General features: G+C 40.4%; 22 protein-coding genes, 1 CRISPR repeat array and 1 riboswitch (1 of these 24 cut by a window edge). Of the genes, 20 read left to right on the forward strand and 2 right to left on the reverse strand.

What is annotated here, in order from left to right:
• A CRISPR array of direct repeats spans positions 1 to 1,741; the repeat unit is 30 nt; unit sequence GTTGCTAGAGTACCTATAAGGAATTGAAAC; it begins 7,959 nt to the left of the window's first position.
• A 232-nt stretch (positions 1,742 to 1,973) separates the two neighbouring features.
• The 6 genes from AC4HCY_RS04750 (at position 1,974) to AC4HCY_RS04775 (ending at position 8,356) form a co-directional block, all read left to right on the forward strand.
• A complete protein-coding gene (locus AC4HCY_RS04750; RefSeq protein WP_491095498.1) occupies positions 1,974 to 2,855 on the forward strand; it encodes an acetamidase/formamidase family protein in 882 nt (293 codons plus the stop codon).
• Between the two features lie 50 nt (positions 2,856 to 2,905).
• Positions 2,906 to 4,489, forward strand: a complete 1,584-nt coding sequence (locus AC4HCY_RS04755; protein ID WP_323433580.1) for a PucR family transcriptional regulator — start codon at positions 2,906 to 2,908, stop codon at positions 4,487 to 4,489.
• A gap of 126 nt (positions 4,490 to 4,615) precedes the next feature.
• Positions 4,616 to 5,314, forward strand: coding sequence for a DUF5058 family protein (locus AC4HCY_RS04760; protein ID WP_491095499.1), 699 nt, complete (start codon positions 4,616 to 4,618; stop codon positions 5,312 to 5,314).
• Positions 5,315 to 5,334: 20 nt separating this feature from the next.
• On the forward strand, positions 5,335 to 6,009 hold the full coding sequence (locus AC4HCY_RS04765; RefSeq protein ID WP_323433582.1) for a hypothetical protein: 675 nt from the start codon (positions 5,335 to 5,337) through the stop codon (positions 6,007 to 6,009).
• A gap of 24 nt (positions 6,010 to 6,033) precedes the next feature.
• Positions 6,034 to 7,221, forward strand: a complete 1,188-nt coding sequence (locus tag AC4HCY_RS04770; RefSeq protein WP_442916753.1) for a M20 metallopeptidase family protein — start codon at positions 6,034 to 6,036, stop codon at positions 7,219 to 7,221.
• Positions 7,222 to 7,264: 43 nt separating this feature from the next.
• Positions 7,265 to 8,356 carry a M42 family metallopeptidase gene (locus AC4HCY_RS04775; protein WP_323433584.1) on the forward strand — a complete coding sequence of 364 codons (1,092 nt, stop codon included), beginning with the start codon at positions 7,265 to 7,267 and terminating at the stop codon, positions 8,354 to 8,356.
• Between the two features lie 8 nt (positions 8,357 to 8,364).
• Here AC4HCY_RS04775 and AC4HCY_RS04780 read toward each other — a convergent pair whose 3' ends face one another.
• Positions 8,365 to 9,027 carry a GntR family transcriptional regulator gene (locus tag AC4HCY_RS04780; RefSeq protein WP_323433585.1) on the reverse strand — a complete coding sequence of 221 codons (663 nt, stop codon included), beginning with the start codon at positions 9,025 to 9,027 and terminating at the stop codon, positions 8,365 to 8,367.
• 196 nt (positions 9,028 to 9,223) lie between these two features.
• On the opposite strand from AC4HCY_RS04780, the gene AC4HCY_RS04785 reads away from it, so the two are divergent.
• Genes AC4HCY_RS04785 through AC4HCY_RS04795 form a run of 3 tightly spaced genes read left to right on the forward strand, consistent with a single transcriptional unit; the run spans position 9,224 to position 12,449 of the window.
• Complete coding sequence (locus tag AC4HCY_RS04785; protein WP_323433586.1) at positions 9,224 to 11,164, forward strand: FAD-dependent oxidoreductase; 1,941 nt, start codon at positions 9,224 to 9,226, stop codon at positions 11,162 to 11,164.
• Complete coding sequence (locus AC4HCY_RS04790) at positions 11,161 to 11,445, forward strand: 4Fe-4S dicluster domain-containing protein (protein ID WP_323433587.1); 285 nt, start codon at positions 11,161 to 11,163, stop codon at positions 11,443 to 11,445. The genes AC4HCY_RS04785 and AC4HCY_RS04790 overlap by 4 nt, the downstream gene beginning before the upstream one ends.
• 5 nt (positions 11,446 to 11,450) lie before the next feature.
• Positions 11,451 to 12,449 (forward strand): M42 family metallopeptidase, encoded by a 999-nt coding sequence (locus AC4HCY_RS04795; RefSeq protein WP_323433588.1) that lies wholly within the window; start codon positions 11,451 to 11,453, stop codon positions 12,447 to 12,449.
• Between the two features lie 45 nt (positions 12,450 to 12,494).
• On the opposite strand, the gene AC4HCY_RS04800 is transcribed toward AC4HCY_RS04795, so the two are convergent.
• Positions 12,495 to 13,091, reverse strand: coding sequence for a TetR/AcrR family transcriptional regulator (locus AC4HCY_RS04800; RefSeq protein WP_323433589.1), 597 nt, complete (start codon positions 13,089 to 13,091; stop codon positions 12,495 to 12,497).
• Positions 13,092 to 13,368: 277 nt separating this feature from the next.
• On the opposite strand from AC4HCY_RS04800, the gene AC4HCY_RS04805 reads away from it, so the two are divergent.
• The 11 genes from AC4HCY_RS04805 (at position 13,369) to AC4HCY_RS04855 (ending at position 25,278) form a co-directional block, all read left to right on the forward strand.
• The gene (locus AC4HCY_RS04805; RefSeq protein WP_491095500.1) at positions 13,369 to 14,331 is read left to right on the forward strand and encodes an ABC transporter permease; all 963 of its coding nucleotides are present in this window, start codon (positions 13,369 to 13,371) and stop codon (positions 14,329 to 14,331) included.
• An 11-nt stretch (positions 14,332 to 14,342) separates the two neighbouring features.
• Positions 14,343 to 15,206: an ABC transporter permease gene (locus AC4HCY_RS04810; RefSeq protein WP_323433591.1), complete on the forward strand. Its 864-nt coding sequence runs from the start codon at positions 14,343 to 14,345 to the stop codon at positions 15,204 to 15,206.
• A gap of 2 nt (positions 15,207 to 15,208) precedes the next feature.
• Positions 15,209 to 16,177 (forward strand): ABC transporter ATP-binding protein, encoded by a 969-nt coding sequence (locus tag AC4HCY_RS04815; RefSeq protein WP_491095501.1) that lies wholly within the window; start codon positions 15,209 to 15,211, stop codon positions 16,175 to 16,177.
• Positions 16,178 to 17,173, forward strand: a complete 996-nt coding sequence (locus AC4HCY_RS04820) for an oligopeptide/dipeptide ABC transporter ATP-binding protein (RefSeq protein ID WP_491095502.1) — start codon at positions 16,178 to 16,180, stop codon at positions 17,171 to 17,173. It abuts the gene before it with no gap.
• A 15-nt stretch (positions 17,174 to 17,188) separates the two neighbouring features.
• Complete coding sequence (locus tag AC4HCY_RS04825; RefSeq protein ID WP_491095503.1) at positions 17,189 to 18,778, forward strand: ABC transporter substrate-binding protein; 1,590 nt, start codon at positions 17,189 to 17,191, stop codon at positions 18,776 to 18,778.
• Between the two features lie 77 nt (positions 18,779 to 18,855).
• Entirely contained in the window at positions 18,856 to 20,244 is a 1,389-nt protein-coding gene (locus tag AC4HCY_RS04830) for a M14 family zinc carboxypeptidase (RefSeq protein ID WP_491095504.1), read from the forward strand.
• Positions 20,245 to 20,256: 12 nt separating this feature from the next.
• On the forward strand, positions 20,257 to 21,408 hold the full coding sequence (locus AC4HCY_RS04835) for an amidohydrolase family protein (protein WP_491095505.1): 1,152 nt from the start codon (positions 20,257 to 20,259) through the stop codon (positions 21,406 to 21,408).
• Entirely contained in the window at positions 21,399 to 22,550 is a 1,152-nt protein-coding gene (locus AC4HCY_RS04840) for an amidohydrolase family protein (RefSeq protein ID WP_323433597.1), read from the forward strand. Before AC4HCY_RS04835 ends, AC4HCY_RS04840 begins: the two co-directional genes overlap by 10 nt.
• Positions 22,551 to 22,916: 366 nt before the next feature.
• The gene (locus AC4HCY_RS04845; RefSeq protein WP_323433598.1) at positions 22,917 to 23,135 is read left to right on the forward strand and encodes a hypothetical protein; all 219 of its coding nucleotides are present in this window, start codon (positions 22,917 to 22,919) and stop codon (positions 23,133 to 23,135) included.
• A gap of 277 nt (positions 23,136 to 23,412) precedes the next feature.
• Positions 23,413 to 23,496, forward strand: a riboswitch (cyclic di-GMP riboswitch).
• 120 nt (positions 23,497 to 23,616) lie between these two features.
• Positions 23,617 to 24,084: a chemotaxis protein CheX gene (locus AC4HCY_RS04850; RefSeq protein WP_323433599.1), complete on the forward strand. Its 468-nt coding sequence runs from the start codon at positions 23,617 to 23,619 to the stop codon at positions 24,082 to 24,084.
• 105 nt (positions 24,085 to 24,189) lie between these two features.
• On the forward strand, positions 24,190 to 25,278 hold the full coding sequence (locus AC4HCY_RS04855) for a serine hydrolase (protein ID WP_323433600.1): 1,089 nt from the start codon (positions 24,190 to 24,192) through the stop codon (positions 25,276 to 25,278).
• The last annotated feature ends 68 nt before the right edge of the window (positions 25,279 to 25,346 follow it).

The following is a 25,346-nucleotide window of genomic DNA, read 5'->3' on the forward strand; positions in this document are numbered from 1 at the left end:
TTTCTTTTCTTAAAGTAGTACTCCCGGTTGCTAGAGTACCTATAAGGAATTGAAACTTTCATCCGAACTGATGGTTATTCTTGCTGGGCCATAGTTGCTAGAGTACCTATAAGGAATTGAAACTTACCACCGCCAACGCAAAATAAAAAAGCTGCTATAGTTGCTAGAGTACCTATAAGGAATTGAAACAACCTATAGATACAGTCAAATCTTTGTTTGAGCTTCTTGTTGCTAGAGTACCTATAAGGAATTGAAACTTTTTAATACATCATCAAGTAAATTTTGAATTTTTGTTGCTAGAGTACCTATAAGGAATTGAAACAAGAAATTTTTTGATTTAAAAGAGTTATATCTTCAAAGTTGCTAGAGTACCTATAAGGAATTGAAACATTTATAAGGCTAAGAAAAAAGGAATAGATGTCGGGTTGCTAGAGTACCTATAAGGAATTGAAACGATGATTTATTCACGGCTAAAAGGATTTGTGGAGGGTTGCTAGAGTACCTATAAGGAATTGAAACTAGTCATAACCTTCTTTTTCTCTTTCCAATATGTAGTAGTTGCTAGAGTACCTATAAGGAATTGAAACTTTTCAGTCATAAACTGGTCTTGCGCAATGCGCATTTCGGTTGCTAGAGTACCTATAAGGAATTGAAACTCGCAAGAAGAAATGGAAGTAAATGCACAATACATATAGTTGCTAGAGTACCTATAAGGAATTGAAACTTGTTATTTTCATAATACGACCTCCTATTATTGTAAAGTTGCTAGAGTACCTATAAGGAATTGAAACACAGAAACCCATATCGAATTAAGAAAGTCTAATGACCTGTTGCTAGAGTACCTATAAGGAATTGAAACAGACAAATGAAAAATCAGTAAGGCTATGCAGTAAAGTTGCTAGAGTACCTATAAGGAATTGAAACTTTGAATATACCTCGATTTCAATACCTTCCTCAAAGTTGCTAGAGTACCTATAAGGAATTGAAACACAGGCTAAAACAAGAATTCCCCGGAGCGGATGAAAATAGTTGCTAGAGTACCTATAAGGAATTGAAACACATTAGCGATAACAAAGGAATTTGAAATAGGCACTGCGTTGCTAGAGTACCTATAAGGAATTGAAACTTGGAGAAGAGGGCAAGAAGCTGGGCCTTGAATGGGGTGGCGATTGGTTGCTAGAGTACCTATAAGGAATTGAAACTGAATAAAAAAAGAGCTGCCAAAGCAGCCAAAGAAAGTTGCTAGAGTACCTATAAGGAATTGAAACTTTTGTAAATTTGTGGTATAATAAACAGCTAAGCAGTGTTGCTAGAGTACCTATAAGGAATTGAAACTATCCCAAATGCCTATGAGTCTGAAAAAAAAAGTTCCATGTTGCTAGAGTACCTATAAGGAATTGAAACTTCTCACGACCCAAAGGTCCATTTTTCAGCCACCAATCGTTGCTAGAGTACCTATAAGGAATTGAAACAATTCTCTAGCATATAAGGCAACTCTGATATCTGACCAGTTGCTAGAGTACCTATAAGGAATTGAAACTAAAGAGACGGCAGTCGGTCTCGATTCCAGGCTTTTGGGTTGCTAGAGTACCTATAAGGAATTGAAACATGCAACTTAACCATAACAGGTTAAACGGTGACAAGTGTTGCTAGAGTACCTATAAGGAATTGAAACTCAATATCATCTATTTGAGACCTGGCAGCGAAAGAAGTTGCTAGAGTACCTATAAGGAATTGAAACATTCTTTCGGGCACTTTGCCGTACAATATATTGGTAGCTACTAAACTACCTACAAGGAACCCAAACAATCAATAGGGCTTCTTGGTTCGGGGCCAAGAGGCCTCGCTTTACTGAAGCATCTGCAAGAAACTGAAAGCCTTGGTGATACATTTTCATTACTTTTTCCGTATAATCATATATAATTTATAATAATAAACAAACAAAATTATCCCATTGAAAAGGAGGAAATCACATGACCAATCTAATAAAAAGCGACAGACTTATCTATAGCATGAGCAGTGAAAATAAGCCTGCTTTGGAAGTTGAGCCAGGCAGCACAGTTGTGTTTGAGACTTGTGATTGTTTTCAAAACCAGATCAGCAGCTCTGAGCAGTCTATAGAAAAGCTTGACTGGAAGAAGATCAATCCTGCTACGGGACCTTTATATGTAAAAGGTGCTGAGAAGGGCGATACATTAAGAATAGAAATACTAAAGATAGATATCAATGATTACGGTGTGATGGCAGCTATTCCAGGTGCTGGTATTTTTGGCGGCAATATTGGGGAATCAAGCATAAAGATATTGCCGATAATAGAAGGTAAAGCAATATTTAATGATAGCATATACATCCCGTGCAAGCCTATGATAGGAGTTATAGGCGTAGCTCCGGGCGAAGATGCTATACCTAACGGAGAGCCTGGATCTCATGGCGGCAATATGGATAATAGCAAAATTGCCGAAGGTGCTGTCTTATATCTTCCGGTTTTCCATGCAGGTGCACTGCTGGCCATGGGAGATCTTCATGCTGCTATGGGGGACGGTGAGGTTATGGTTACCGGCATAGAGATTGCAGGCAAGGTAAAGGTAAAAATAGATTTATTGAAAAATCATGAAATAAGGAATCCCATATTGGAATATGAGGATAAAGTGTACACTATAGCCTCTCATGAGGATTTGTTCCAGGCTGTAAAAACCTCAGCCGAAGACATGCTTTACAGGGTTATACGAAAACTTCATATGGATATTAATGAAGCGGGCATGCTTTTGAGCGCCATTGGGAATACGGAGATATGTCAAGTAGTAGATCCCAAAATGACAGCAAGGTTTTCAATGCCCAAGTGGGTTTTTAAATAAAGCTGGAGTTCATGATACAAATGAGATATATATGATTTTGAGGTGACGCATTGTTTACAGTAAAGGAAATGATTGAAAAATGTGGCTTAAACGATTTAAAAGTGTTAGCGGGAGGAAAGGGTCTCGATAACGAGGTAAGCTCTGTTACAGTTTTTGATGCACCCGATGCATTCCGCTGGTCAAAAGGCGGAGAGTTTATAATCACTACGGGTTACTGTCTTAAGGATACTCCGGAGCTTTTTGAAGAAGTCATTGAAAACATTAAGACCAGAGGAATGGCTGGGATAGGAATAAAAACAGAAAGGTTCTTGCATAACTTACCAAGTAATGTCATTAACAGAGCTAATGAGTTAAATGTTCCGATCATTGATATTCCCAGCCGCTATGCATTTATTGAAATCATCAATCCGGTTCTGGCTAAAATAATAAACGATCAAGCCGATAGATTAAAGAAATCAGAGATAATTCACAAATCCTTTACTCAATTGGTTATTGACGGCGGCAATATAAATGATATATTGGCAAACCTAAAGAGAATAATTGAGTTTGAATCCGCCTATGTGGACTTTTACTTCAACACCGTTGTTTATGATTCAGTGGATCCGAGCTTTATAAGTGACATAGAGAATATGAAGTTTTCTGACTTTCAAGAGTACAAGATTTATGAAATATCCTATGAGAACAGGATATACGGATATCTTGTCCTAAATACAAAAAAAGAGCTGGATCAGCTTGAAGAGATAGCCGTTGAACACACATGCACTGTGTTGAAGCTTTATATACAGCGCAAAATATCCAATAATCAGATAGAGATGAGATATAGAGACGAGTTTGTGAGGGACCTGATAACAAAAAACATAAGATCTATTGAAGAGGTAAAAAAGAGATCTAAAATCTTTGGATGGGAATTTAAAGGCAAAATTGTCGTAACGATGTTTGATATAGATAATTATAAATCCGAGTATTTTAAGATGAGCCATAAAAAAGACAATTTAGATCTTGAGATGACCAGGGAAAAGATATTCAAAACAATCACAGAAAGCGTTAAGCGGGATTTTTCTCAGTCGGCGTATACAACATTGAGCGACAGTATAACCTTTATCTTGAATGTGAATAACCCTGATAAAATAAAAAACAAGCTTTCAAAAACCTGCGGCGAGCTGCTGCTCAAGGTTAAAAACGAGACAGGATTTACATTGAGCATTGGAATAGGAGGCATTAAAGCCGATATCATGCAGGCAAAGGAAAGCTATACCGAAGCCTTCCGGGTCGTTCAAATAGACAGGCTTTCAAAAATGACAAACAGCTATAAATTTTATGATGAAGCAGGTCTGTATAGGCTGTATTATGATATATCATCCACTGGTTATGGAAAGGAATTTTGCAGGGAGAGCCTCGATAAGATCATTGAATATGATAAAATCAATAAAACATACCTCTTTGATACATTGAATCATCTGGTGGAAAACGAATGGAGCTTGAAGGAAACCGCCAAGAACATGTTTATACATTATAATACCATTAAATACAGGTATAGAAGGCTTTGCGAGGTATTAGGCGTGAACTTCGACAGCTTTGAGCAAAGGATGAAATACACGGTTTCCGTGAGGATATATAATATACTCTGTCAGTAATTGTCTGACAGGTATATTTTTTTTATTATCTTTTTATACTATAAAGACAAAGCTAATTCAAGCTAAGTATTGTAAGATCAATTAGGAGAGGTTGTGAAATTATAAACAAATTATGGAGGTGTATTTATGAATCAAGAAATTTTAAGAGTAGCTAACGAAATAGGGGTCTGGTTGGCAGCAGCTCCTGTAGTAATCCTTACGGCTATTCAAGCCATTATTTACACCAGGCTTGCAAGAAAAACTGCCAAGGAATTGAATATTCCTGATGAAAAGTGTGACAGAGCTTTTAAGACCGGTCTTTTAACTGCTATCGGGCCTGTAATTGCCATTTTCATAGTAATGGTAGGCATGATGTCTGTTATCGGCGGCCCTATAAGCTGGTTAAGATTATCTATAATCGGTTCGGCACCGACAGAGCTCACGGCTGCCAAAACAGGTGCGGATGCTCTTGGTGTCAGCTTTGGAGGACCAGATTACGACTTAAATGCTCTTGCTACAGGATGGTGGACTATGGCTGCTAATGGTGCTGGCTGGCTCGTCTTTGCCGGACTTTTTACCCATAAGCTGGAAGGCATAAGAAATAAAGTCGGCGGCGGGGATGTCAAGTGGCTTGCCGTATTAAGCTCTGCTGCAATGCTTGGGGTATTCGGCTATTTGAACTCGGGAGACATTAAAAAAGGTGGCGGCGGGCTTATAGCAGTCATAGCAGGGGCTATTTCCATGGTCGTAGTCATTAAGCTGACTGAGAAGCTTCCGAAGATTAAAGAATATGCTCTGGGTATTGCTATGCTCGTTGGCATGCTCGCAGCAGTAATATTTGGATAATAAACAGGGAGGTGGAATTTATGGATAATAAAAGATTTGAGGAGCTATGGTTCAAACCGGTTATAAGGGTTGGAATGGTAACATTATTGCTAGCGGCAGCTTTAAGCTTCTTTCCGGTGATTTTCCTTTATATGAAATATGGCGTGTTTCCTCCTTTTGAGGTGGCTATGAAATCCTGGGGTATGATTGCAGCACTGTTTGGTGCATTTTATGTGGTTGAGCCTATATCATATTACTCAGTGCTTGGTATGTCAGGTACTTATCTCTCATTCCTGTCGGGAAATATTTCAAACCTGAGGCTTCCATGCGCGGCAATGGCTCTTGAAGTAACAGATACCGAGCCGGCGACCAAAGAAGCTGAAGTGATATCCACTCTCGGAATTACAGGGTCAATTATAACAAACCTTATCGGCACTACCCTTGCGGCTTTCGTAGGGGCGGCTCTTATTAAGGTACTGCCTCCGGTTATTGCAAGCGCATTCACAAATTATACAGTCCCTGCAATCTTCGGAGCGGTTTTCGGACAATTTGCCATCAAATATCCAAAGCTGGCAGTAGTGGGAATAGGAATCCCCGTAATACTTCGATTTACGACGACACTTCCTGCTTGGGTACTCATAATTGCTTCTGTATTTGGAACAATTATAATAGCCAGATTATTTTACAATATGGAACATAAATCCGTAAAAAGCTAGCCTATGAAAGGAGGATTCAAATTGATTGATATTGTAAATGAAGCGAAAAAGCTTCAACCCGATATCGTGTGCTGGAGAAGATACCTTCATCAAATTCCGGAGGTAGGCCTTGAGCTCCCGAAGACAGCCGCTTATGTGGCAGAAAGATTAAAGGAAATAGGAATTGAATATAAAACAGGTGTAGGAGTATCCGGAATAGTGGGAATCATCAAAGGTGAGAAACCCGGAAAGGTTATAGGCCTTAGGGCAGATATGGATGCTCTTGCAATAAAGGAGGAGGCGGACGTACCCTTTATCGCAGCCAATGGCAATATGCATGCCTGCGGTCACGATACTCATACCGCAATGCTTTTGGGAGCGGCAAAGATACTGCATGAGAATAGGGATAAAATACACGGAACTATCAAGCTTATTTTTCAACCGGATGAAGAAGGCAGCCATGGCGCCAAAGCTATGATAAAGGATGGCGTATTGGAAAACCCCAAGCTGGACGCCGTACTGGGGCTTCATATAGGAAGTATCTTTAAGGAAACAGAACCCGGTCAGATAGCCATAAGCTACGGAAAGGCAATGGCGTCCTTTGATAAGTTCAGCTTAAAAATCAAAGGGCACGGATGCCATGGAGCGATGCCCAATATGGGTATTGACCCAGTTGTCATGGTCAGTCACGTGATTGTTGCCCTTCAGACAATAGTGAGCAGAGAGATGAAGCCCACACATCCTGCAGTTGTCACTATAGGCAAGGTCCACGGCGGAACAGCCTATAACATCATACCCGATGAGGTTGAGATAGAAGGAACCTTCAGGGCTATAGACAATGAAGAGAGAGAAATGATCGCAAAGAGGATAGAAGAAATAGCCCAGGGTGTTACAAAGGCTATGAGAGGATCTTACGAATACGACATCACCTGGGGTGCTCCGCCTGTAGTAAACGATGCGGAGTTTACCAAGGGCTTTTATGAAACAGCTAAAAAGGTCATTGGTGAAGAGAACATCCTGGAAATCACAGAGCCTACAATGGGTGGAGAGGATATGGCCTATTACCTGTCAGAGGTGCCGGGAACATTCTTTTTCCTGGGAGGAGCTAATCCTGAGAAGGGGCCGGTATATCCCCATCATAATTCAAAGTTCATAGTAGATGAAGATGTTTTCTGGAAAGGTACTGCCCTTTTAGCTCAAGGAGCTTTTGACTGGCTTGAAAATAATAAATAAAAGAGATGCTTTGCTGCGAATAAATTAAGATAGGGGAGATAAAGTGAAGGAAGCTATAAGAAAAAGATTGAAAGAACTAACTTCAATAATCGGCTTAAGCGGTTACGAATGGGATGTTGCCAGATATGTAAAAAAAGAATTGGAAGGATATGCAGATTCCATTGAGGTCATGAAAAACGGAATGCTGGTGGCTGCAAAAAAGGGCAAAAAGCCGGGGCCAAGGGTCCTGATCAGTGCCCATATGGATGAAGTTGGATATGCGGTAAAAACAATATCCCCTGACGGGTTTCTGTATTTCTCAAAGGTGGGCCTGGCTTCTGAGGCATGCCTTCCCGGCAGAAGAGTGCTGATAAAAGGAGATAAGGGAATAGTGCCCGGAATAATCGGGACACGTTCAGCCCATTTGCTGACCCCCGAGGAAATGGCGAGACCCCAAACGGTGAAACAATCATATGTGGATATATGTGTCAGCTCCAGAGAAGAAGCGGAAGCGTTGGGCATACGAACAGGCTCTCAGATCATTCCTGATTCGCCCTGCGTTGAAATGCTTGATACAGATTATTTATCAGGGCGTGCCATAGATGACCGAGTTGGCTGCGCTATTCTTATAGAATCCATGAAAAATCTTAAAGCCGAGGACATCCATGGAGAAGTATTCGCGGTATTTGGCATCCTGGAAGAGAGCACTGTCAGTGCTGTTTCTTCGGCTGTAAATTATTTGAATCCTGATTACGGCCTGTTTATAGATACCGTTCCTGCAGGTGATGTTCCTGATAGTGATTATTTGAAGGAACTTCCCGTAGGCCTGGGTAAGGGACCGGTGATCATCCTTTCTCAGGCCTATGCCGGAGTGATGGCCTATGCGGTCAGCCATCCAAAATTGGTTGAGGCACTCCGGGATTCTGCAGCTTCTACCGGAGTCAAATATCAGGAATTCGCCTTCATCAATGCAGCTTATGTCACTGATGGAGCGAGATGTATCTATGCGGGCAATGGTATGGCCATTGTGTCATTGGCTATCCCCAGGAGATATTCCCATTCGCCGGTTGAAGTATGCAATCTTAACGATGCGGCTGCTGCATTGAAGATTACAGAGGATTTCTTGAAGAGGAATATAGATCTCACCATGATATAGTCAAAGTTTTAGTTATTCTGTTCTCGAATGCTTTTCAGCAAATAATTCTTGCTGTGTTCAAAATGCCTTGTCATAAGTGATGAGGCATTTTCTATATCCTTTGATCTTATTGCTTCAAAAATTTCCTTGTGTCCGGTTAAGATCCATGCTCCTGCATTTAAAAAGGTTTGATATTTGGTGGTCAGTATGGTAAACTGGCTTCTGATATTTTTGGCAGCATCATAGAGCCGTGAATTATCCGCATACTTATATAATATGTCGTGGAAATTGTCCGAATGCAGCTTGAAGCGCTCCATATTTCCATTATTCAAGCAGATTTCTTGAGACTTTATACAATTTTCCATCTCCTGGAGCATTTCATTAAATCTATCGCTGTTGGTTGCAAATTTGAGAGCAGCAACATCCAAAACAGAACAGAAATCATAAATTTCCTTGATGTCCTTTTCATCTATATTGATCACTTTTGCACCTACATTGGTGACATGTTCAACCAAACCTTCCTGGCTTAATCTCTTAATAGCTTCCCTTATCGGGGTGGAACTGATATCGAATCTTTCCTGCAGGGCTTTTAATGTGAGCTTTTCACCGCACTTTATCCTCTGGCATATGATGTCATCTCTCAAAACGGCATAAATTTGATCTCCCAATGTAGCTTTAATAATATCTATCATGGCTATGCTCCCTGACTTTCCTATTATTTATTCGGCGGCATTTTATGCGCCTTGTTTTCACCGCATATTTTAACATAAAAAGATATACAAGGCAATGGCATTTAACATTTTGCAAAATGCAATATATATATTGCAAGATATACGATATTGTGTTAACATCATTGTGAAAATATTTAAACATTTTGGGAGGGTTATTATGCATAATTATGAATGGCCTTACCCCCTGGAGTATGACAAGGAAGAGATCGTATACGCAGATGTTCTGGTGCTTGGAGGAGGCATCGCCGGCTGTATGGCTGCCATTGCTGCTGCCAGGGCAGGCCAGAAGGTTGTGCTGGTAGAGAAAGGCGCGACCAGGAGAAGCGGAGCAGGCGGCTCCGGCTGCGACCATTGGGAGTCTGCGGCTGCCAATCCTTGTTCTAAGGTTACTCCTGAGGAGTTGGTGCAAGCTATGCTGGATGACAATGATGGCTTCAACAATGGAATATCTCACTATATAGAGTGCAGGGAGGGATATGACAGGCTTTTAGATATTGAAAAAATGGGAGGCAAAATAAGGGACACAGGCGATGAATTTGCGGGAGCGGAGTTTCGTGATGATGAAACAAAGCTCATGTTTGCATATGATTATGAAAATAAATTTACTTTGAGGATCTGGGGTTCCACATTTAAGCCTGCTATGTATAAGGAACTGCGAAGATTAGATGTACAGATTGTAGACAGGGTAATGGTTACATCCTTACTGACAGAAGGGGGCCTGCAGGAGACCAGATGCATAGGTGCAACAGGCATGCACACGAGGACAGGCAAATTTTATATTTTCAGTGCCAAATCCAGTATAATATGCATGTCCCGACCGGCCAGGGTATGGCTTTTTTCTGCTGAGCTTCCCGGCTTATGCGAATTCAGGCCCACACAATGCATCGGAGATGGACATGCCATGGGCTGGAGGGCCGGTGCTGAGTTTGCCATGATGGAAAAATCCGTACCGGCAGAATTTTCTGCTTCAGGAAGGAGCTATCCTCCATATGGTGCCGGCAACAATCATAATACCTGGTATGCTGCTTCAATAATAGATTCGAGAGGCAAAGAAATACCTTATGCAGACAGGGACGGAAATATACTGGAAAGTGTCGGCGACAGGTTCAAGCCTGCCAGAGATCAGAAGTTTTTCCTCAAGGGGGGAAGCGTAGATTATCCTAAGTATGGTATTGAGGGGCCGGAGACCCTTTCTTTTTCGAAGATGATAGAGAAAGGCTATAAGCTGCCTTTTTATGCCGATTTATCGGCTTTGCCCGGCGATGAGAGACGGGTGATCTGGGGCATGATGGTAGGAGAAGAAGGCAAGACCAAGGTTCCTATATACAAGAATTACACAGAAGCGGGCTTTGACCCTGAGGAGCATGTCCTTCAATGCTATGGTACCGGTTGGACCTCCGCAAGCTTTCTTCCCCAGGAGCGGCAGCTGTTTGGCTTGCCCGGCGGCTTTTTCAACGATTGGTCCCTAAGCACCAATCTGGAAGGCTTATACTCGGCGGGAGACGCTCTTTATGCTTCAAATTGCTATGGCCATGCTGCCACTACGGGCTACTACGCAGGCAGGCATGCCGCTAAATTTGCTGATGCCAATGAATCTGCAGCATGGAATATAAAGCAAATAGAAAGAGAAAAAGCCAGAGTATACGCACCCCTGAAGAATGACCCGTCTGTGAGCATAGGATGGAAAGAGCTGAATATGGGCATAGCCAAGACCATGCAAAACTACTGCGGAGAGGTCAAATATCAAGAGCTGCTGAAGGTAGGCTTGGCCAGATTGAAGGAATATGAGGAGAACGTGGTACCTCAGACCTTTGCCTATAATCCTCATGAATTGGTAAGACTTCTTGAGGTTTTTGACATACTTACAGTAGCTCAGATGATCATGGAAGCGTCATTAATCAGAAGAACCAGCTCAAAGCCCTTGTGCTTTGACAGGGGAGACAGCATAGAAGATGAAGGCATGAGCAAGAAGCTTATCATAATAAAGCAGCTTGATGGAAAAACGGAAAAAAGAGAAGTACCTGTTGACTATTTCGGCGATGTGAAGGAAAATTATGAAAAGCATAATCAAGATTATATAAGGGGGGATAAGGAATGAGAGAGATGCCTGCCGCAAACCCTATTATTTACAACCCGGATAAATGCATAGGCTGCAATAGATGCGTTGAAATATGCCAGGTAGATATCCTGATTCCCAATGCCGAGAAGGGAAAGCCTCCGATAGTTGCCTATCCGGGGGAATGCTGGTATTGCGGCTGCTGTGTCATGGAGTGTCCCAAAGATGGTGCCATAAAGCTGCGCCACCCGCTTATGAATCAAGTGCATTGGGTAAAGAAAAAGGCTTTGACTGGAAAGGAAAAAGCCGGATTGGAGAGGTGAATAAAATGTTGTTGAAGGATTTGACCCAGGCCTTCGGGGTCAGCGGCTATGAGAAGGAAGTAAGAGATATGATAAAGGATGCGGTGCAGGATTACGCAGATGAGGTTATGGTCGATGCACTGGGGAATTTGATCGTCTATAAAAAGGGATCAGCCAAGGATAAGAAAAAGATTATGGCAGCAGCTCATATGGACGAGATTGGGCTCCAGGTCACCAAGATCGAGCCCAGCGGCCTGATAAAGGTTAAGACTTTGGGATTCTTGTGGGCCGATACCACTTATATGAGCAGGGTAAGGTTCAGAAACGGCATAACCGGCATAGTGACCAGCACTACCAAGATGGAGGATGTCAAGGGAGATTTTACTAAGCTTTGTGTGGATATCGGAGCCAGGAGCAAAGAAGAAGCCATGGAGTATGTAAAAGTAGGTGATGTGGCCAATTATATCGGTGAATATGCGGAGCTGAAGGGCGGAAATATCACCGCTAAGGCTTTGGATAACAGGTCAGGCTGTTATGTGATGATGAAGGCCTTGATGGATATGGGCACTCCGGCAAATGATGTATATCTGGTCTTCACCGTCCAGGAGGAGCTGGGCTGCAGAGGGGCAAAGGTTGCCTCACAGAGAATTCAGCCTGATATAGGCATTGCGGTAGATATCACTCCAGCCCATGATTATCCATGTGATCTGGAGGGCAGCAATGCCTTGGGAGCCGGTGCGGGAATAAAAGTATCAGACCCATCGGTCATATGTGATGAATATCTCATAAGCGAGATGGTCAAATGCTGTGAAGAAAACAATATCAAATATCAGTATGACGTAATCGATAAAGGCGGCACTGACGCAAGCTCCATCAATCTTTCTAATTATGGAGTAAGGGCCAGCGGCATAACAATAGTGACAAGATATCCTCATGGGCCTAACAGCATGTCCAATATGGAGGATATAGAGGCCTCCGCAAAGTTGCTTAGTATGTATGTAAACAGAAATTTCTCCTTTGAATAAGGCCTTTTTGAGAGCAGCGGTAATACTAAAGGCTGGGCAGTATGCCTATTCAGCCTTTAGTATGCCAGTTAAAAATAAATTAGTATAGTAGTCATTTTTTATCTTAAGCTTCATATCTTGATCTTCAATATCATATTCCCTGAAATACATCAATATGTTAAACATTGATGTTACAAATAAGTAGAAGACAAAGTCAACATCAACAGAATCCTTTAATTTACCTGAGTTTTTAAGCTCTAGTAATTCATCCCTAAAAATGCTGTTCAATTCTTTGCTGTATTCCCCAAAATAGAATTTTCTCATAACTTCTACAGGAGCCTTATACCAAGTTTTATCAAATTCAATTTCCTTTTCAGAGCATATTTTTTCAAGCGGTATATAACCTTTTCTCAACAAAAATATACCCTCATACTCCTTTTCCTTATCATATATTTTTTTTCCGATAGAGGTTAACAAATATAGATACAATTCATCTTTGTCATCAAAATATTTATAAAAGCTGCCTAATGATATGCCTGCTTTTTTTGTGATAGCTCTGATGCTTACCTTCTCGTATTCTTCTTCAATAAATATATCATATGCTGCATCTATTATTCTTTGTTTCTTATCAGGCGGCAAGTTGAAAAATGTTTTTTTGGGCATGTTTACCTCCTAAGAATCACTTAATTGTTTTCATTGTACCAAAGATTAGGGAATTTAGTAAATATAAATAAACTGTAAAGTCAATAAATTTATATTTTTGCAGAATAGTAAGAATAAAATGATAAATTCATTGACACAGGATTTTAATAGTGCTAGTATAATAAATAAAAAAAGTGAACATGTTCACTACAGGCTTACAATTATTATATCATGTTTGCAGTGATATAGTGTTATTGCTTTCAAGTGCAGGTTGAAATTTAACTTTGGAGGGGATTGAGTGAAAAGGTACATCGGCAAAAGATTATTAACAGGTCTTCTTACTATAATCATTGTTTTTTCTATCAACTTCATCATTATCAGATTAGCACCGGGTGATCCTATAAAGACTCTAATGGGTAAAGAAACTGATGATCTGGTCTTGAAAGCTGCATTAGAGCATAAATATGGTCTGGATAAGCCTTTGCCTACCCAGTTTGTAATGTATTTAAAGACAGCTCTTACAGGAGATTTAGGAACTTCAATAATATACAACAGACCGGTCACGGATATGATAGGCGAAAAGTTAGGAGCAACTGTATTATTGGTGCTCACTGCAGCAATACTTTCTTTATTTATTGGAACATTGATGGGCATAATGGCGGCCCGGCAGGAGGGTTCATTTATAGATGCTGTTTTCTCAGGGATTTCATATATCTTGAATTCAATGCCTTCATTTTGGTTGGGACTTATGCTTATTATAGTTTTTTCATCCAGGTTAAACCTGCTTCCTACATACGGGATGACTAATGCCAGAGCGAACTATACCGGCATGAAATATATATTGGATGTAATTGTACATATGATCTTGCCTGTAGGGACACTCCTATTGATAGAAATACCGATTTATTTCAGAATTGCAAAATCATCTGTTTTGCAGGTCGCTAATGAAGATTTTATTGTTACTTTCAGAGCTACAGGAATGAATGAGAGGAAAATATTCAACAAGTATATATTTAGAAATGCAATACTGCCAACCATAACTATCTTCGGCATATCACTAGCCTACTTGATTACAGGAGTAGCACTTATAGAGATAGTATTTGCCTGGCCGGGGACGGGGCGTTTGGTTCTCACCGCCATCACTCAGAGAGATTATCCTACTTTAATGGGGATATATCTTGTTATGTCGGTATCGATTGCGGTGGTGATGATGATTGTAGATATTGTATATGCAGTGTTTGATCCAAGGATAAGGTATTAAGGAGGGTCTTCATGAAGCTAAATGTAAAAAGTACTTTTAAAAAAGCCAAAGAAGTTATTAGCAAAGATATGCAATTGAGGTGCGGTTTTTACGGAATTATTTTGCTTTTATTAGTCGTAATATTCGCACCGGGTTTAGCAAGCCATAATCCATATGATTTTGGTCCGGATATACTGAATAAAATAAGGCAGAATGGACACCTGTTGGGAACCAATAATATGGGACAAGATATTTACAGCATGATTATTTACGGCACACGTACCTCACTTAAGGTTGCTGTTATCTCAGCCCTTATATCTGCTGCGATTGGAACTCTAATAGGAGGCATTGCAGGGTATTTCGGAAAAAATGTAGATCAGTTTGTATCAGAAATAATTAATATCTTTATGATGCTGCCTACTTTCTTTCTCATTCTGCTTATAATTGCCCTGTTTGGGAACAGCATTGTAAATGTGATGATAGTAATAGGCTTGACCACCTGGCCAAGCAATGCCAAATTGATGAGGGCCCAAGCTTTATCCCTTAGAGAAAGAACCTTTGTAAAAGCAGGCTCTGCTATGGGAGAAAGCAGGCTGCAGATACTTTTTAAGTATATCATTCCCAACGGCATATTTCCTGTAATTGCGAATACAACAGTGGGTATGTCCAACGCCATACTGACAGAAGCCGGCCTCAGTTTTTTAGGCCTCGGTGACCCTAATGTCATAAGCTGGGGGCAGATGATTTATGCAGGTAAGGCGTATATCACCAGTGCATGGTGGATATCAACTTTTGCCGGTTTGGCCATTGTTATCACGGTCATAATATTTTATTTATTAGGCGATGGCTTAAATCATGTGCTTAACCCTAAGCATATCAGCAGAGGGGGAGTCTAGTAATGGAAAGAGTTTTGGAATTAGAAAATTTTAATGTTACTTATGTGAATAAGTATAAAAAAGTCTATGCAGTAAAAAATGCAAATCTTAAAATCAATAAAGGAGACTCCCTGGGAATAGTAGGAGAGTCAGGCTCTGGTAAATCCACAATGGCTATGGCATTATTGAGACTTCTCCCCGAGAAAAGTACAGAGATATCCGGAGTGGCTAATTTTATAGGTAAAGATATTACAAAGCTAAGTAAGCCAGAATTGCAAAAAATGAGATGGAGAGAATTGGCCGTTGTGTTTCAGAAATCTATGAACTCATTAAGCCCGGTTCACCGTATAGGAACTCAGATCGAGGATATTTATAGAGTTCATTACCCTGAAGCTTCAAGGGAAGAAATTTTTAAAAGGGTAGAATACCTTTTGCAGTTGGTAAATCTCTCAGAAAGGGTCTACAATCTTTATCCTCATGAACTGTCGGGAGGCATGCTGCAAAGAGTTTCTATTGCCGTAAGCCTTATACATAACCCTAAACTGCTGATTCTCGATGAAGCTACTACAGCTCTTGACGTTGTCACACAAGGGCAGATATTGGATGAAATACTAAAGATGGAAAAAGAATTGGATATGACAAGAATTATGATAACCCATGATATGTCTGTGGTATCAACCTCATGTAATAAGGTAGCTATTATGTATGCGGGAGAGTTTATGGAAATAGGGTACGTTAAGGATGTTTTAAAAAACCCAAAGCATCCATATACCAAAGGTTTGCTTTCGTCTTTTCCTTCTCTTAAAGGAGAAAAGTCAAAGCTGGAAGCTATAAATGGCTTTTTAACGGATTTGTCCAAGCTGTATGATGGGTGTATTTTTGCTCCCAGATGCCAATATGCTATGGATAAATGTTTTAAAGTCAAGCCTAAAAAATTGGAGACGGATGAAGGATTCTTGCTGAATTGTCACCTGTATGGAGGTGAAGAATAAATGGAAAGCAATAAAGACTATATAAAGATAGATAATGTTTCCATGTGGTACCCGGTTAAGAGTGGTGTTAAGCTGTTTGCAAAGGAAAAACAATGGGTTAAGGCAGTGGACAAAGTTTCTCTAGAGATGGGAAAAGGCGAAGTATTGGGTGTCATAGGAGAGAGCGGCTGCGGGAAATCCACCTTGGGAAGGATCCTTGCCAGGCTTGAGAATCCGACAGATGGAGATGTATATATTGACAATGTATCTACAGGAGAGTTGATGAAAAGAAACTCAAAAAAGTTTCGAAGATTAGTTCAGATAGTATTTCAAAATCCCTACGATTCTTTTACTCCCAGAGATACTATCGAAAATATATTGATGAGGCCTCTGAAGATACATTCTATTGGCGGCTCGGATGAGGAGAAGAAGCGAATTTGTATAGAAGCCTTAGAATCCGGCGGACTTCATCCCGGTGAAGACATTATAAAAAGGTACCCTCATGAATTGTCTGGAGGTCAGCTGCAGAGAATTTCCATATTACGGGCCATGCTTTTAAATCCTAAGTTTATCATTGCAGATGAGCCGGTTTCTATGCTCGATGTGTCTGTTAGAGCAGATATCATCAACATGCTTTTGAATCTGAGCAAGGAAAAGAATGCTGCAATTATATTTATCAGCCATGATATTTCATTGACAAGATACATATCAGACAAAATAGCAGTTATGTATTTGGGAAGGATAGTGGAATACGGAGAAAGCGATGAGGTTATAAGAAATCCGAAGCATCCATATACCCAAGCACTGATTTCAAATTGCGGGTCTATTGATCCTGATGAAATTATGGACAGAATCAGTATTGCCGGAGAGCCCCCTACTCCGATCAATCCTGGACCAGGCTGCTATTTTGCTCCCAGATGTTTTAAGGCGAATAAAGAGTGTCTTATCAAATATCCTGCTGCCTGTGACTTGGGGAATGGTCATTATGCAGCTTGCGATAGATTGAATAATGAATAGATGAGGAGGATTTTTATGAAGAAAAAAATGTCGTTGATAACCGTAGCAGTGTTAATACTGTCTATTATGGCAACCGGATGCTCAACTTCCCGGAACGCATCCGAACCTGCAGCTGCGCAGACACCTGCGGAGGAAAAGGTACTGATTGTAAGGGCTATTGGGGATCCAATGTCTTTTAACCCGGATACTCTGCCTGATGACAATAATTATCCGATTGTTCAAAATATCTTCAACAGGCTTGTTAAATTAGACGCATCAAAGCAAATCATACCTGATTTGGCCAGCAAGTGGGAAGTCAGTGAAGATGGCAAGAATATCACATTCTTTTTGAGAGAAGATGCCAAATGGCATGACGGCAATAAAGTTACAAGCAAAGACGTAAAATACACTTTTGATACAATTAAAGCCAATGAAACATATTATATGAGCACAAGACTTGGAATTGTTGATTCTATTGAAACTCCGGATGACTATACTGTAGTTTTCAAAATGAATAAAGCAGATGTTTCTTTCATTGCGGATTTAGGCTGGTATGGGACTTTCATTTTGCCTGAGCACCTTTATAATAACGGAGAAAAATGGGAAGACAATCCTGCTTCAAAAAACCCTGTAGGCTCAGGACCATTTAAGCTCTCTGAATTTAAACAGGGTGAAAGCATCACTCTTGTTCCGAATAAGGATTACCATGAAGGGTCGCCAAAGCTGGACAAGCTTATATTCTCAATAATTCCGGATGATGCAACTGCGGTGCAGGCTCTTATCAATGGAGATATCGATATGTTTGAAAATGTGCCTGCAGGAAATGTTGAGGAGCTAAAAGCAGCCGGGAATATAAGATTAGCTTTGAATGAATACCCGTCTCCCATGAGAATCATATTCAACTTAAAGGATAAAGCAGTACAAGATGTAAACTTAAGAAAAGCTATAGCTGTTGCCATAAATAAGGAAGAAATATCTCAAAAGATATATGCAGGAGTGCAAAAACCTGAATACAATATGTATCCTTCTTTGATAAAATGGGCATCAAACAGTGAGGAAACATCTCCGCACTTCAATATAGAGGAAGCCAAGAAGGTACTGGAAGATGCGGGCTACAAGAAGGATGCAAATGGATTCTATGTAGCAGGCTTGACTTTGGACGTATTTGAAGGTGGCGGTTATCCGGAAGCTGCGAAATTGATCGAAGCTACCTTGGCTCAAGCCGGAATAGATGTTGAAGTACAAGTTCATGAGTATAATGCCTGGTCTGAAAAAGTAGGAACCAAGAGGGATTTCATACTTGAAATGCAGGGTGGATTCATGGGGCCGGATCCTGCTGCCTTAGCAAAAAGATTTGGTACTGGACAAGCAAGCAATTATGCAGCATACAGCAGTGCAGAATTTGATTCATTATGTGAACAGGGAGCTGCTACAGGAGATCAAGGCAAGAGGGCTGAATATTACAAAAAAGCTCAAGCATTATTAGCAAAGGATTTGCCTTATGTTCCGATAGTTACTTTTGCAGGCTATGATGCCAATAGATCCGATTATATCAATCTGCCCATTGATGGAACAGGTAAATGGGGCTGGGCAGAATTCACATATACAGATTTAGCTGCAAAATAACTTAATATTCAATAAAATGACTAATTGCATATCTGTTTTAAGTGGATATGCAATTAGCTCTTATAGGAGGACATGACATGAAAGAAATATTTCAAAGGCTTATAGATGGTATTCCTGACTACAAGGAATTTCTGACTGTAGAAGAGATGGATAATAGCAGTAAAAAATTAGCGCAAGAATTTCCTGACTGCGTAGAATTATTTGAAATGGGAAGATCAAGAGAAAATCATCCGTTATACTGCTTAAAAATAGGGAATGGTTCCCAAAATGCTTTGATGTTTGGCTGCCCTCACCCAAATGAACCTATCGGGACGATGATGCTGGAATACTTCTCCAAAGAGCTGGCACAAAATAAGGAGCTGAGAGATAAGCTTGACTATACTTGGTATATAGTTAAAGCCTGGGATGCAGACGGCACTAAATTAAATGAAAAGTGGTTCAAAGGCCCATATACTCTTTATAATTATTCGAGAAATTTCTTCAGACCAGCAGGGCATCAGCAGGTAGACTGGACCTTCCCGATAGATTATAAAAATCTTCATTTCCATGATACGATTCCTGAGACAAAAGCTATGATGGGCCTTATAGAACGCATCAGGCCAAAATTTATATACTCATTGCATAATGCGGGTTTTGGAGGAGTCTACTGGTATATAACCGAAGAAACGAAGGAAATCTATGATGCTATGAGAGAAGCTGCTAAAAAGCAGGGAGTGCCCTTGAATTTGGGCGAACCCGAAGCGCCCTATTGTGTAGCATATTCTCCTGCAATTTATCAGAATCTGGGCATTGAACAAAACTATGATTATTTAGAAAAATACGGTGTGGAGCATCCGGAAGACAGCATAAAGGCCGGAACCTGCAGCTCTGATTATGCTCAGGATCTATGCGGATCATTTACACTTCTGACTGAATTGCCATATTTTTACGACAAAAGGATAAATGATTTATCTGAAGCCGGCATAACCCGAAGGGATGCAGTGCTAATAAGCCTGGATAACAGCGAAGAGGCAGATAAGTTCATAAAATCTACCCTCGATATTTCGATAAAGTATATGAAAAAGAACAATCCTTTCAGACTTGCTTTGGAAGCTTTTACAGACAATGCCGAAAGAAATGAAGCTGAACGAAAGATGGTAAAGGGAAATCCGGATTTTGCCAAAAAAGCTACAGTAGCTGAAGAATTCGATAATTTACTGGTAACTAAATTTTACAAAATGTTGTCTTACGGATTATTGGTCAGAGCCAATGAATCTGAGCTGGAAAATATGGCTGCTTCAAATGAAGACGACAAGGAAAAGAAAGAAGCCTTGACGAGAGCTTTTAAGCTTGCAGAAGACAGGTTAAAGGCACTGAGTGTGGAATTGGAAGAGAAAATACATTATGAAGTGGTGCCCATTAAGAAGCTGGTAGCCATTCAATTAGAATGCGGACTGCTTATGGCAGATTACTTGAAAAACAATTAAGGGGGGCTGATCATGATTCTGATAAAGAAGGGTATTTTGCATGATGGGAATGGCCGTATATTGGACGGTGCAGATATTCTCATAGAAAATACCCGGATAAAAGATATTGGATATGATCTGAAAGTCTCTGGCCTTACAGAAGTGGTAGATGCAAAGGATAAGGTCATATTGCCCGGCCTCATTGATTCTCTTAATATCTGGGGATGCATGGGGCCCGGATGGGATGATAATGATTTGAACGAGCACTCCAACCCGGTCACTCCGGCTATGGATGTGGTTTATTCCTTTGATCAGGACAGCATGATGTTCCAAAGAGTTTTTGAATACGGTGTAACAAGTGCAGGTATAACTCCATCAACGAAAAATGTTATAGGAGGCAATGCGGCGGTATTTAAGACTTATGGCGATCATCCATATAAAATGCTGGTGAAGGAAAAGGCAGCAATGATATCCTCTATAACAGCAGAAACAAAAAAATTATATGGCTCAAAAAACCTCACCCCTATGACCAAGATGGGAGCTTTCTCTCTTCTGACGGAAGCCCTGAGGAAAGCTTTAGAATACAAAGGGAAAAAAGAGAAGGACTATAATGGGGATTATGAAGCCTTATTGAAGGTCTTGGACAAAGAAATGCCTCTTTTCATAAACTGCAGCACAAAGGCCGATATGGATGCAGCAGAAATGGCTTTGAAGGATTTCGATATAGATGTAGTATTTATAGGCGCCTTCGGCATTCATAAGGATGTCACCAAGATACTCGGCAGGAGGGCAGGCATAGTTCTTGGAGATTTGACCTGTGCCATGTCGTATAAAAACTCTATAGTAGACTTTTTTGCAATAAAAAGATTGGTAGAAGAAGATATGGATATTGCCATCAGTTCTTGCGGAGATAATGCAGCGTCAGGCAAAGAATCTCTGTTATGGAATGCCATATTATATTACAAGAATGGCCTGGACAGTGAAGACGTACTCAAAATGATTACCTCAATACCTTCTAAAATATTGGGTGTTGATAATAGGATCGGTTCTGTTGAAATAGGCAAAGATGCTGATTTATCTATATGGTCTGCTAATCCTATTGAGACATATGCCGCGAGGGCTGAAGCAGTCTATATAAATGGTGAGAATATCCTAAATTCCAGGAGGGTTGCTTCATGCTGGTGATTAAAAATGCTAAAATATATACTTGTTCCGGAAAAGTTATTGAAAAAGGAGATATCCTTATTTCTTATGGAAAGATAAAAGAGGTTGGTGTAAATTTAAAATGCAGCTGCAATAATGTGATTGATGCGGAAGGCATGGTTGTAATACCGGGAATTATTGATGCCCACAGCCATATAGGTGGTTTTGGCACCGATATGAGCGATCAGGATTTGAATGAGATGACAAAAAATGCTACTCCGGAGGTCCAATCAATATATTCTATCGATACCGGTTCAAAAATGTTTGAGAGAGTCAGGAGAGCCGGAATAACAACCTCTGCAATTGCTCCGGGAAGCGGCAATGTGGTGGGCGGCTTAGTATGTGCAGTAAAATCCTATGGCAACAGTATTGAGGATATGTGCATAAAAAACCCTGTAGCTTTAAAAATGGCCTTAGGCGGTAATCCAAAGGGAGTCTATGGTAAGCGCAACCAAGTGCCTATGACCAGAATGGGAATCGCGCAAGTTATGAGAGAGACCCTTATTAAGGGAAAGGAATACATGGATAAAAGGGCAGGAGCTAAGGATGATGGATCATCCATGGTGCCTTATGATACAGGGTTGGAAAATGTCTGCAGAGTGCTTAGAAGGGAAATACCCATCAAGGTCCATTGCGAGCAGTTTGATATGCTTACAACTATTAGGATAGCAAAGGAATTTAATGTGGAGTTTACCCTTGATCATGCTTGGGGAGCCGGTGATTTTATTGATGATATAGTCGACTCGGGCTGCAGAGGAGTTATTTATGGACCTATTGGTGTACCTTTACTGCCGGGGGAGTGCGGCAAAATCGACATAGGAGTCCTGGTGGAATTGGACAAAAAAGGAGTAAACTGTGCGATAATGACTGACGGTCCCATATTAAACCCGGAGGTAATCATTATACAAGCCGGTGAAGTAATTCGTTTTGGCGGAGATATAGAGAGAGTGCTCAATATGCTGACAATCAATCCTGCCAAGATATTGGGCATTGAAGACAGAGTAGGTTCTATTGAGGAAGGTAAGGATGCAGACATAGTTATTTTTAAGGGGATGCCTGCGGTAGATACGAATGCAACTGTTGCCTATACAATTATTAATGGTGAAGTAGTATATAAAAAATAAAGATGAATATAGTTCAAGCTATGTAGAAGGAGAGAAATGGAAGTATTCTTAAAGATACACATCTAAATCGATTCATGCCTTCTATATAGTCTCACAGTTGCTACCATCTGAGGTGAAGCATTTGACATTGAAGGGTGTGAAAACTATAATTGAGTTAAGATTAGGGGGCAATTATGTAAACTGTATTTTATGATGCCTGTTTACAGATTACCTTAATTTTGAGCAGTGACACTATATTAAACATTTAGATACAGAGTTTCTTAACCTCCTATATCTTTCTATGGATTAGGAGGTCTTTATTTTCTTTATATTATGAGGTTTGGAGCTTGCACGTTATAAAATAATTTTAAAGGAGCGGATTATCAAATGAAACCGGATCAATGCGAAGAATATGAGTGCAGCAGCTATAATTATGGGGACAAGGTAAGATTGAAGACGGATTGGTATCAGAAGCATGGATTTCCTTATAAGAAAGGAAGCTGTTTCAAGGTTTATTATCAGTATTTCGATTGGATCGTAACAAACAGAGCCGATTTTCACATAGCTGATATAGAACTGGTAGAAACCAAAGCTAAGACAGCATAGAACCACATTTGCATACATGCCTGACATCCATATAACGCTCAGGTTCCTCCTCATGGCACAGTTTCTTCATCTCAAAATACCTATATACTTTTTTAAAAGACCTGTCCATAACCTCTGGTGGATTATGTCATTTCTTCAATAAAGCTCTCCTGTAAAGGTAAACGACTCAAGGATTGACAACCTAACTTCACGATATAGCCTGTTATGCAGCATGCCGAAAAGAAGATAAATATTGACATATCAATTTTCAGATGGTAATATAAAAATAATTTGTATAATCAATAATGGGCAAACCTGTCGAAAGTCAGGGACGCAAAGCTACGAGTCTAATGTGGGACACTACGATAGTCGGGCTGCAATAGGAGTACTGTCTTATTCAAACCGTGGTAAATTTGTACTATGGTTTTTTTGATTTGTAAGCGGGATTGGTGTATATCCCGTTTAAAGCAGCAAAAATTACATATAAAAGGAGAGCCAGTAAATGAACGTTGAATATATAAATCCATTCATCACAGCAAGTCGAAGCGTGATAAGGCAAACCACTGGATTTGAGCCTGCCATTGGAGAGCTATATGTTAAAGCCACACCATATACCGGCGACAAAGTTATGATTATAATAGGCCTGGCAGGTAAAATTCGCGGAAATGTAGTAGTATCTTTTGATTATGAAACAGCTTATAAGATCGTTTCTGCAATGATGGGCGGAATGCCTATACAGACCCTCGATGAAATGTCCAAAAGCGCCATTGCAGAGCTGTGCAATATGATATTAGGGAATACGGCAACAATTTTTTCGAAAAAAAATATTCATGTGGATATAACGCCTCCCACAGTCTTAACCGGAGATAACATGCAATTAAGTGCAGCTAAATCAACGGTTGTGTGCATACCCTTAATATTAGACGATAACGCTAAAATAGAACTGGATATATCATATGTAGAAAACTGATAGGTAAAACAGTCAATTTGATGTAATATCCACCCGTCCTACAGCATATCTAAAATTCAGGAGAACTTTTGTTGCTTCTTAATTTCTGGAAGGCTGGGTGGTTTCGTGAATAATAAAAGAATCTTGACTTTCATTCTTATTTTATCATTTACTTTTACCTCTGTTATTTTGCCATGCTGCGAAGGGCTTACAGAGCCCAATGCATCAGCTCAGCAAGACGAGACAACAGGAGACGCGGTGCAGAAAAATAGGCTGCCCTTCGAGGGGTTGATAAGTGATCCGGATTGGCAGGAGGACGGGCAGGACTCAGAGATAGAAGAGCAAAGGATGGCAGAGGCGGAAAAGCGCTTCTATGATGATATTGATGCCATGGTAAAGAAACAAGTGAATAGCTTTGCGAAAAACGGCGGAAAAGGTACCATAGGCATATATATAAAGGAATTAAAAACAGGCTATGAATATGATTACAACGGCAGCAAGCTATCCGACAAGTTTGAAGGCGAGGGCTTTTTCCAGACGGCGTCAACCTGCAAGCTGGCAGCGGCGGCAGTGGTATATTATTTAAATAATTTGGGAGAGTTGGATATCGATAAAGAGTATACGGATGAAATTACAGGAAGCAAGTATAACATGAAGCAGCTCACCTATAAGATGATAACTCATTCCGTTAACGGATATTTTAATACATTGCTGAGGCATTTCGGCAACGTTAAGCTCAATGAAGTTTTTTTAGAGCTGGGGCTGAAGAATACCTATGTATATAGTGAGATAGGCCCTGCTCCGGCTATGTCATATAATGAAAACATCAAAAGGTACGGCGCCAGCAAAGGACCCAGGACCACGCCAAGGGATCTGGGGCATATCTTGGATCTGCTTTATGAGGGCAAGACCTTCGGGGAGGCTAACAGCAAATATTTTGATGAATCCCTGAGAAACAATATTTACAGCAACAGGCTGCCCCAGGGCATCGGATATAAATCTCCGGTAGCCCATAAGACGGGAACCAATGACAGCGGCGTATATAATGATGCAGGCATAATATATTTGAAGGATAATCCATATATTATGGTTGTTATGAGCTTAGGCAGCCAAACATCGGTGCAGGCTGCATATAGGGCTCTGGCAAAAGAAATATACAATTATATGGCAAAGCGAACAGCTGTTGAGAATCATTCACAGGCTCCTTTAAATTGAAGGAGCCTTAAATTTTTATTGGAGTATTTATCAGTGTTTGGTACAATATATATTGCGAAAAAGATTAT

The organism is Lutispora sp. QWL-02 (assembly GCF_058315355.1).

Coding starts and splice junctions, on each gene's coding strand:
- AC4HCY_RS04750 (WP_491095498.1), top strand. CDS start 1,974: ATGACCAATCTAATAAAAAGCGACAGACTTATCTATAGCATGAGCAGT.
- AC4HCY_RS04760 (WP_491095499.1), top strand. CDS start 4,616: ATGAATCAAGAAATTTTAAGAGTAGCTAACGAAATAGGGGTCTGGTTG.
- AC4HCY_RS04765 (WP_323433582.1), top strand. CDS start 5,335: ATGGATAATAAAAGATTTGAGGAGCTATGGTTCAAACCGGTTATAAGG.
- AC4HCY_RS04780 (WP_323433585.1), bottom strand. CDS start 9,027: ATGATAGATATTATTAAAGCTACATTGGGAGATCAAATTTATGCCGTT.
- AC4HCY_RS04785 (WP_323433586.1), top strand. CDS start 9,224: ATGCATAATTATGAATGGCCTTACCCCCTGGAGTATGACAAGGAAGAG.
- AC4HCY_RS04790 (WP_323433587.1), top strand. CDS start 11,161: ATGAGAGAGATGCCTGCCGCAAACCCTATTATTTACAACCCGGATAAA.
- AC4HCY_RS04795 (WP_323433588.1), top strand. CDS start 11,451: ATGTTGTTGAAGGATTTGACCCAGGCCTTCGGGGTCAGCGGCTATGAG.
- AC4HCY_RS04800 (WP_323433589.1), bottom strand. CDS start 13,091: ATGCCCAAAAAAACATTTTTCAACTTGCCGCCTGATAAGAAACAAAGA.
- AC4HCY_RS04810 (WP_323433591.1), top strand. CDS start 14,343: ATGAAGCTAAATGTAAAAAGTACTTTTAAAAAAGCCAAAGAAGTTATT.
- AC4HCY_RS04815 (WP_491095501.1), top strand. CDS start 15,209: ATGGAAAGAGTTTTGGAATTAGAAAATTTTAATGTTACTTATGTGAAT.
- AC4HCY_RS04820 (WP_491095502.1), top strand. CDS start 16,178: ATGGAAAGCAATAAAGACTATATAAAGATAGATAATGTTTCCATGTGG.
- AC4HCY_RS04825 (WP_491095503.1), top strand. CDS start 17,189: ATGAAGAAAAAAATGTCGTTGATAACCGTAGCAGTGTTAATACTGTCT.
- AC4HCY_RS04830 (WP_491095504.1), top strand. CDS start 18,856: ATGAAAGAAATATTTCAAAGGCTTATAGATGGTATTCCTGACTACAAG.
- AC4HCY_RS04835 (WP_491095505.1), top strand. CDS start 20,257: ATGATTCTGATAAAGAAGGGTATTTTGCATGATGGGAATGGCCGTATA.
- AC4HCY_RS04840 (WP_323433597.1), top strand. CDS start 21,399: ATGCTGGTGATTAAAAATGCTAAAATATATACTTGTTCCGGAAAAGTT.
- AC4HCY_RS04845 (WP_323433598.1), top strand. CDS start 22,917: ATGAAACCGGATCAATGCGAAGAATATGAGTGCAGCAGCTATAATTAT.
- AC4HCY_RS04850 (WP_323433599.1), top strand. CDS start 23,617: ATGAACGTTGAATATATAAATCCATTCATCACAGCAAGTCGAAGCGTG.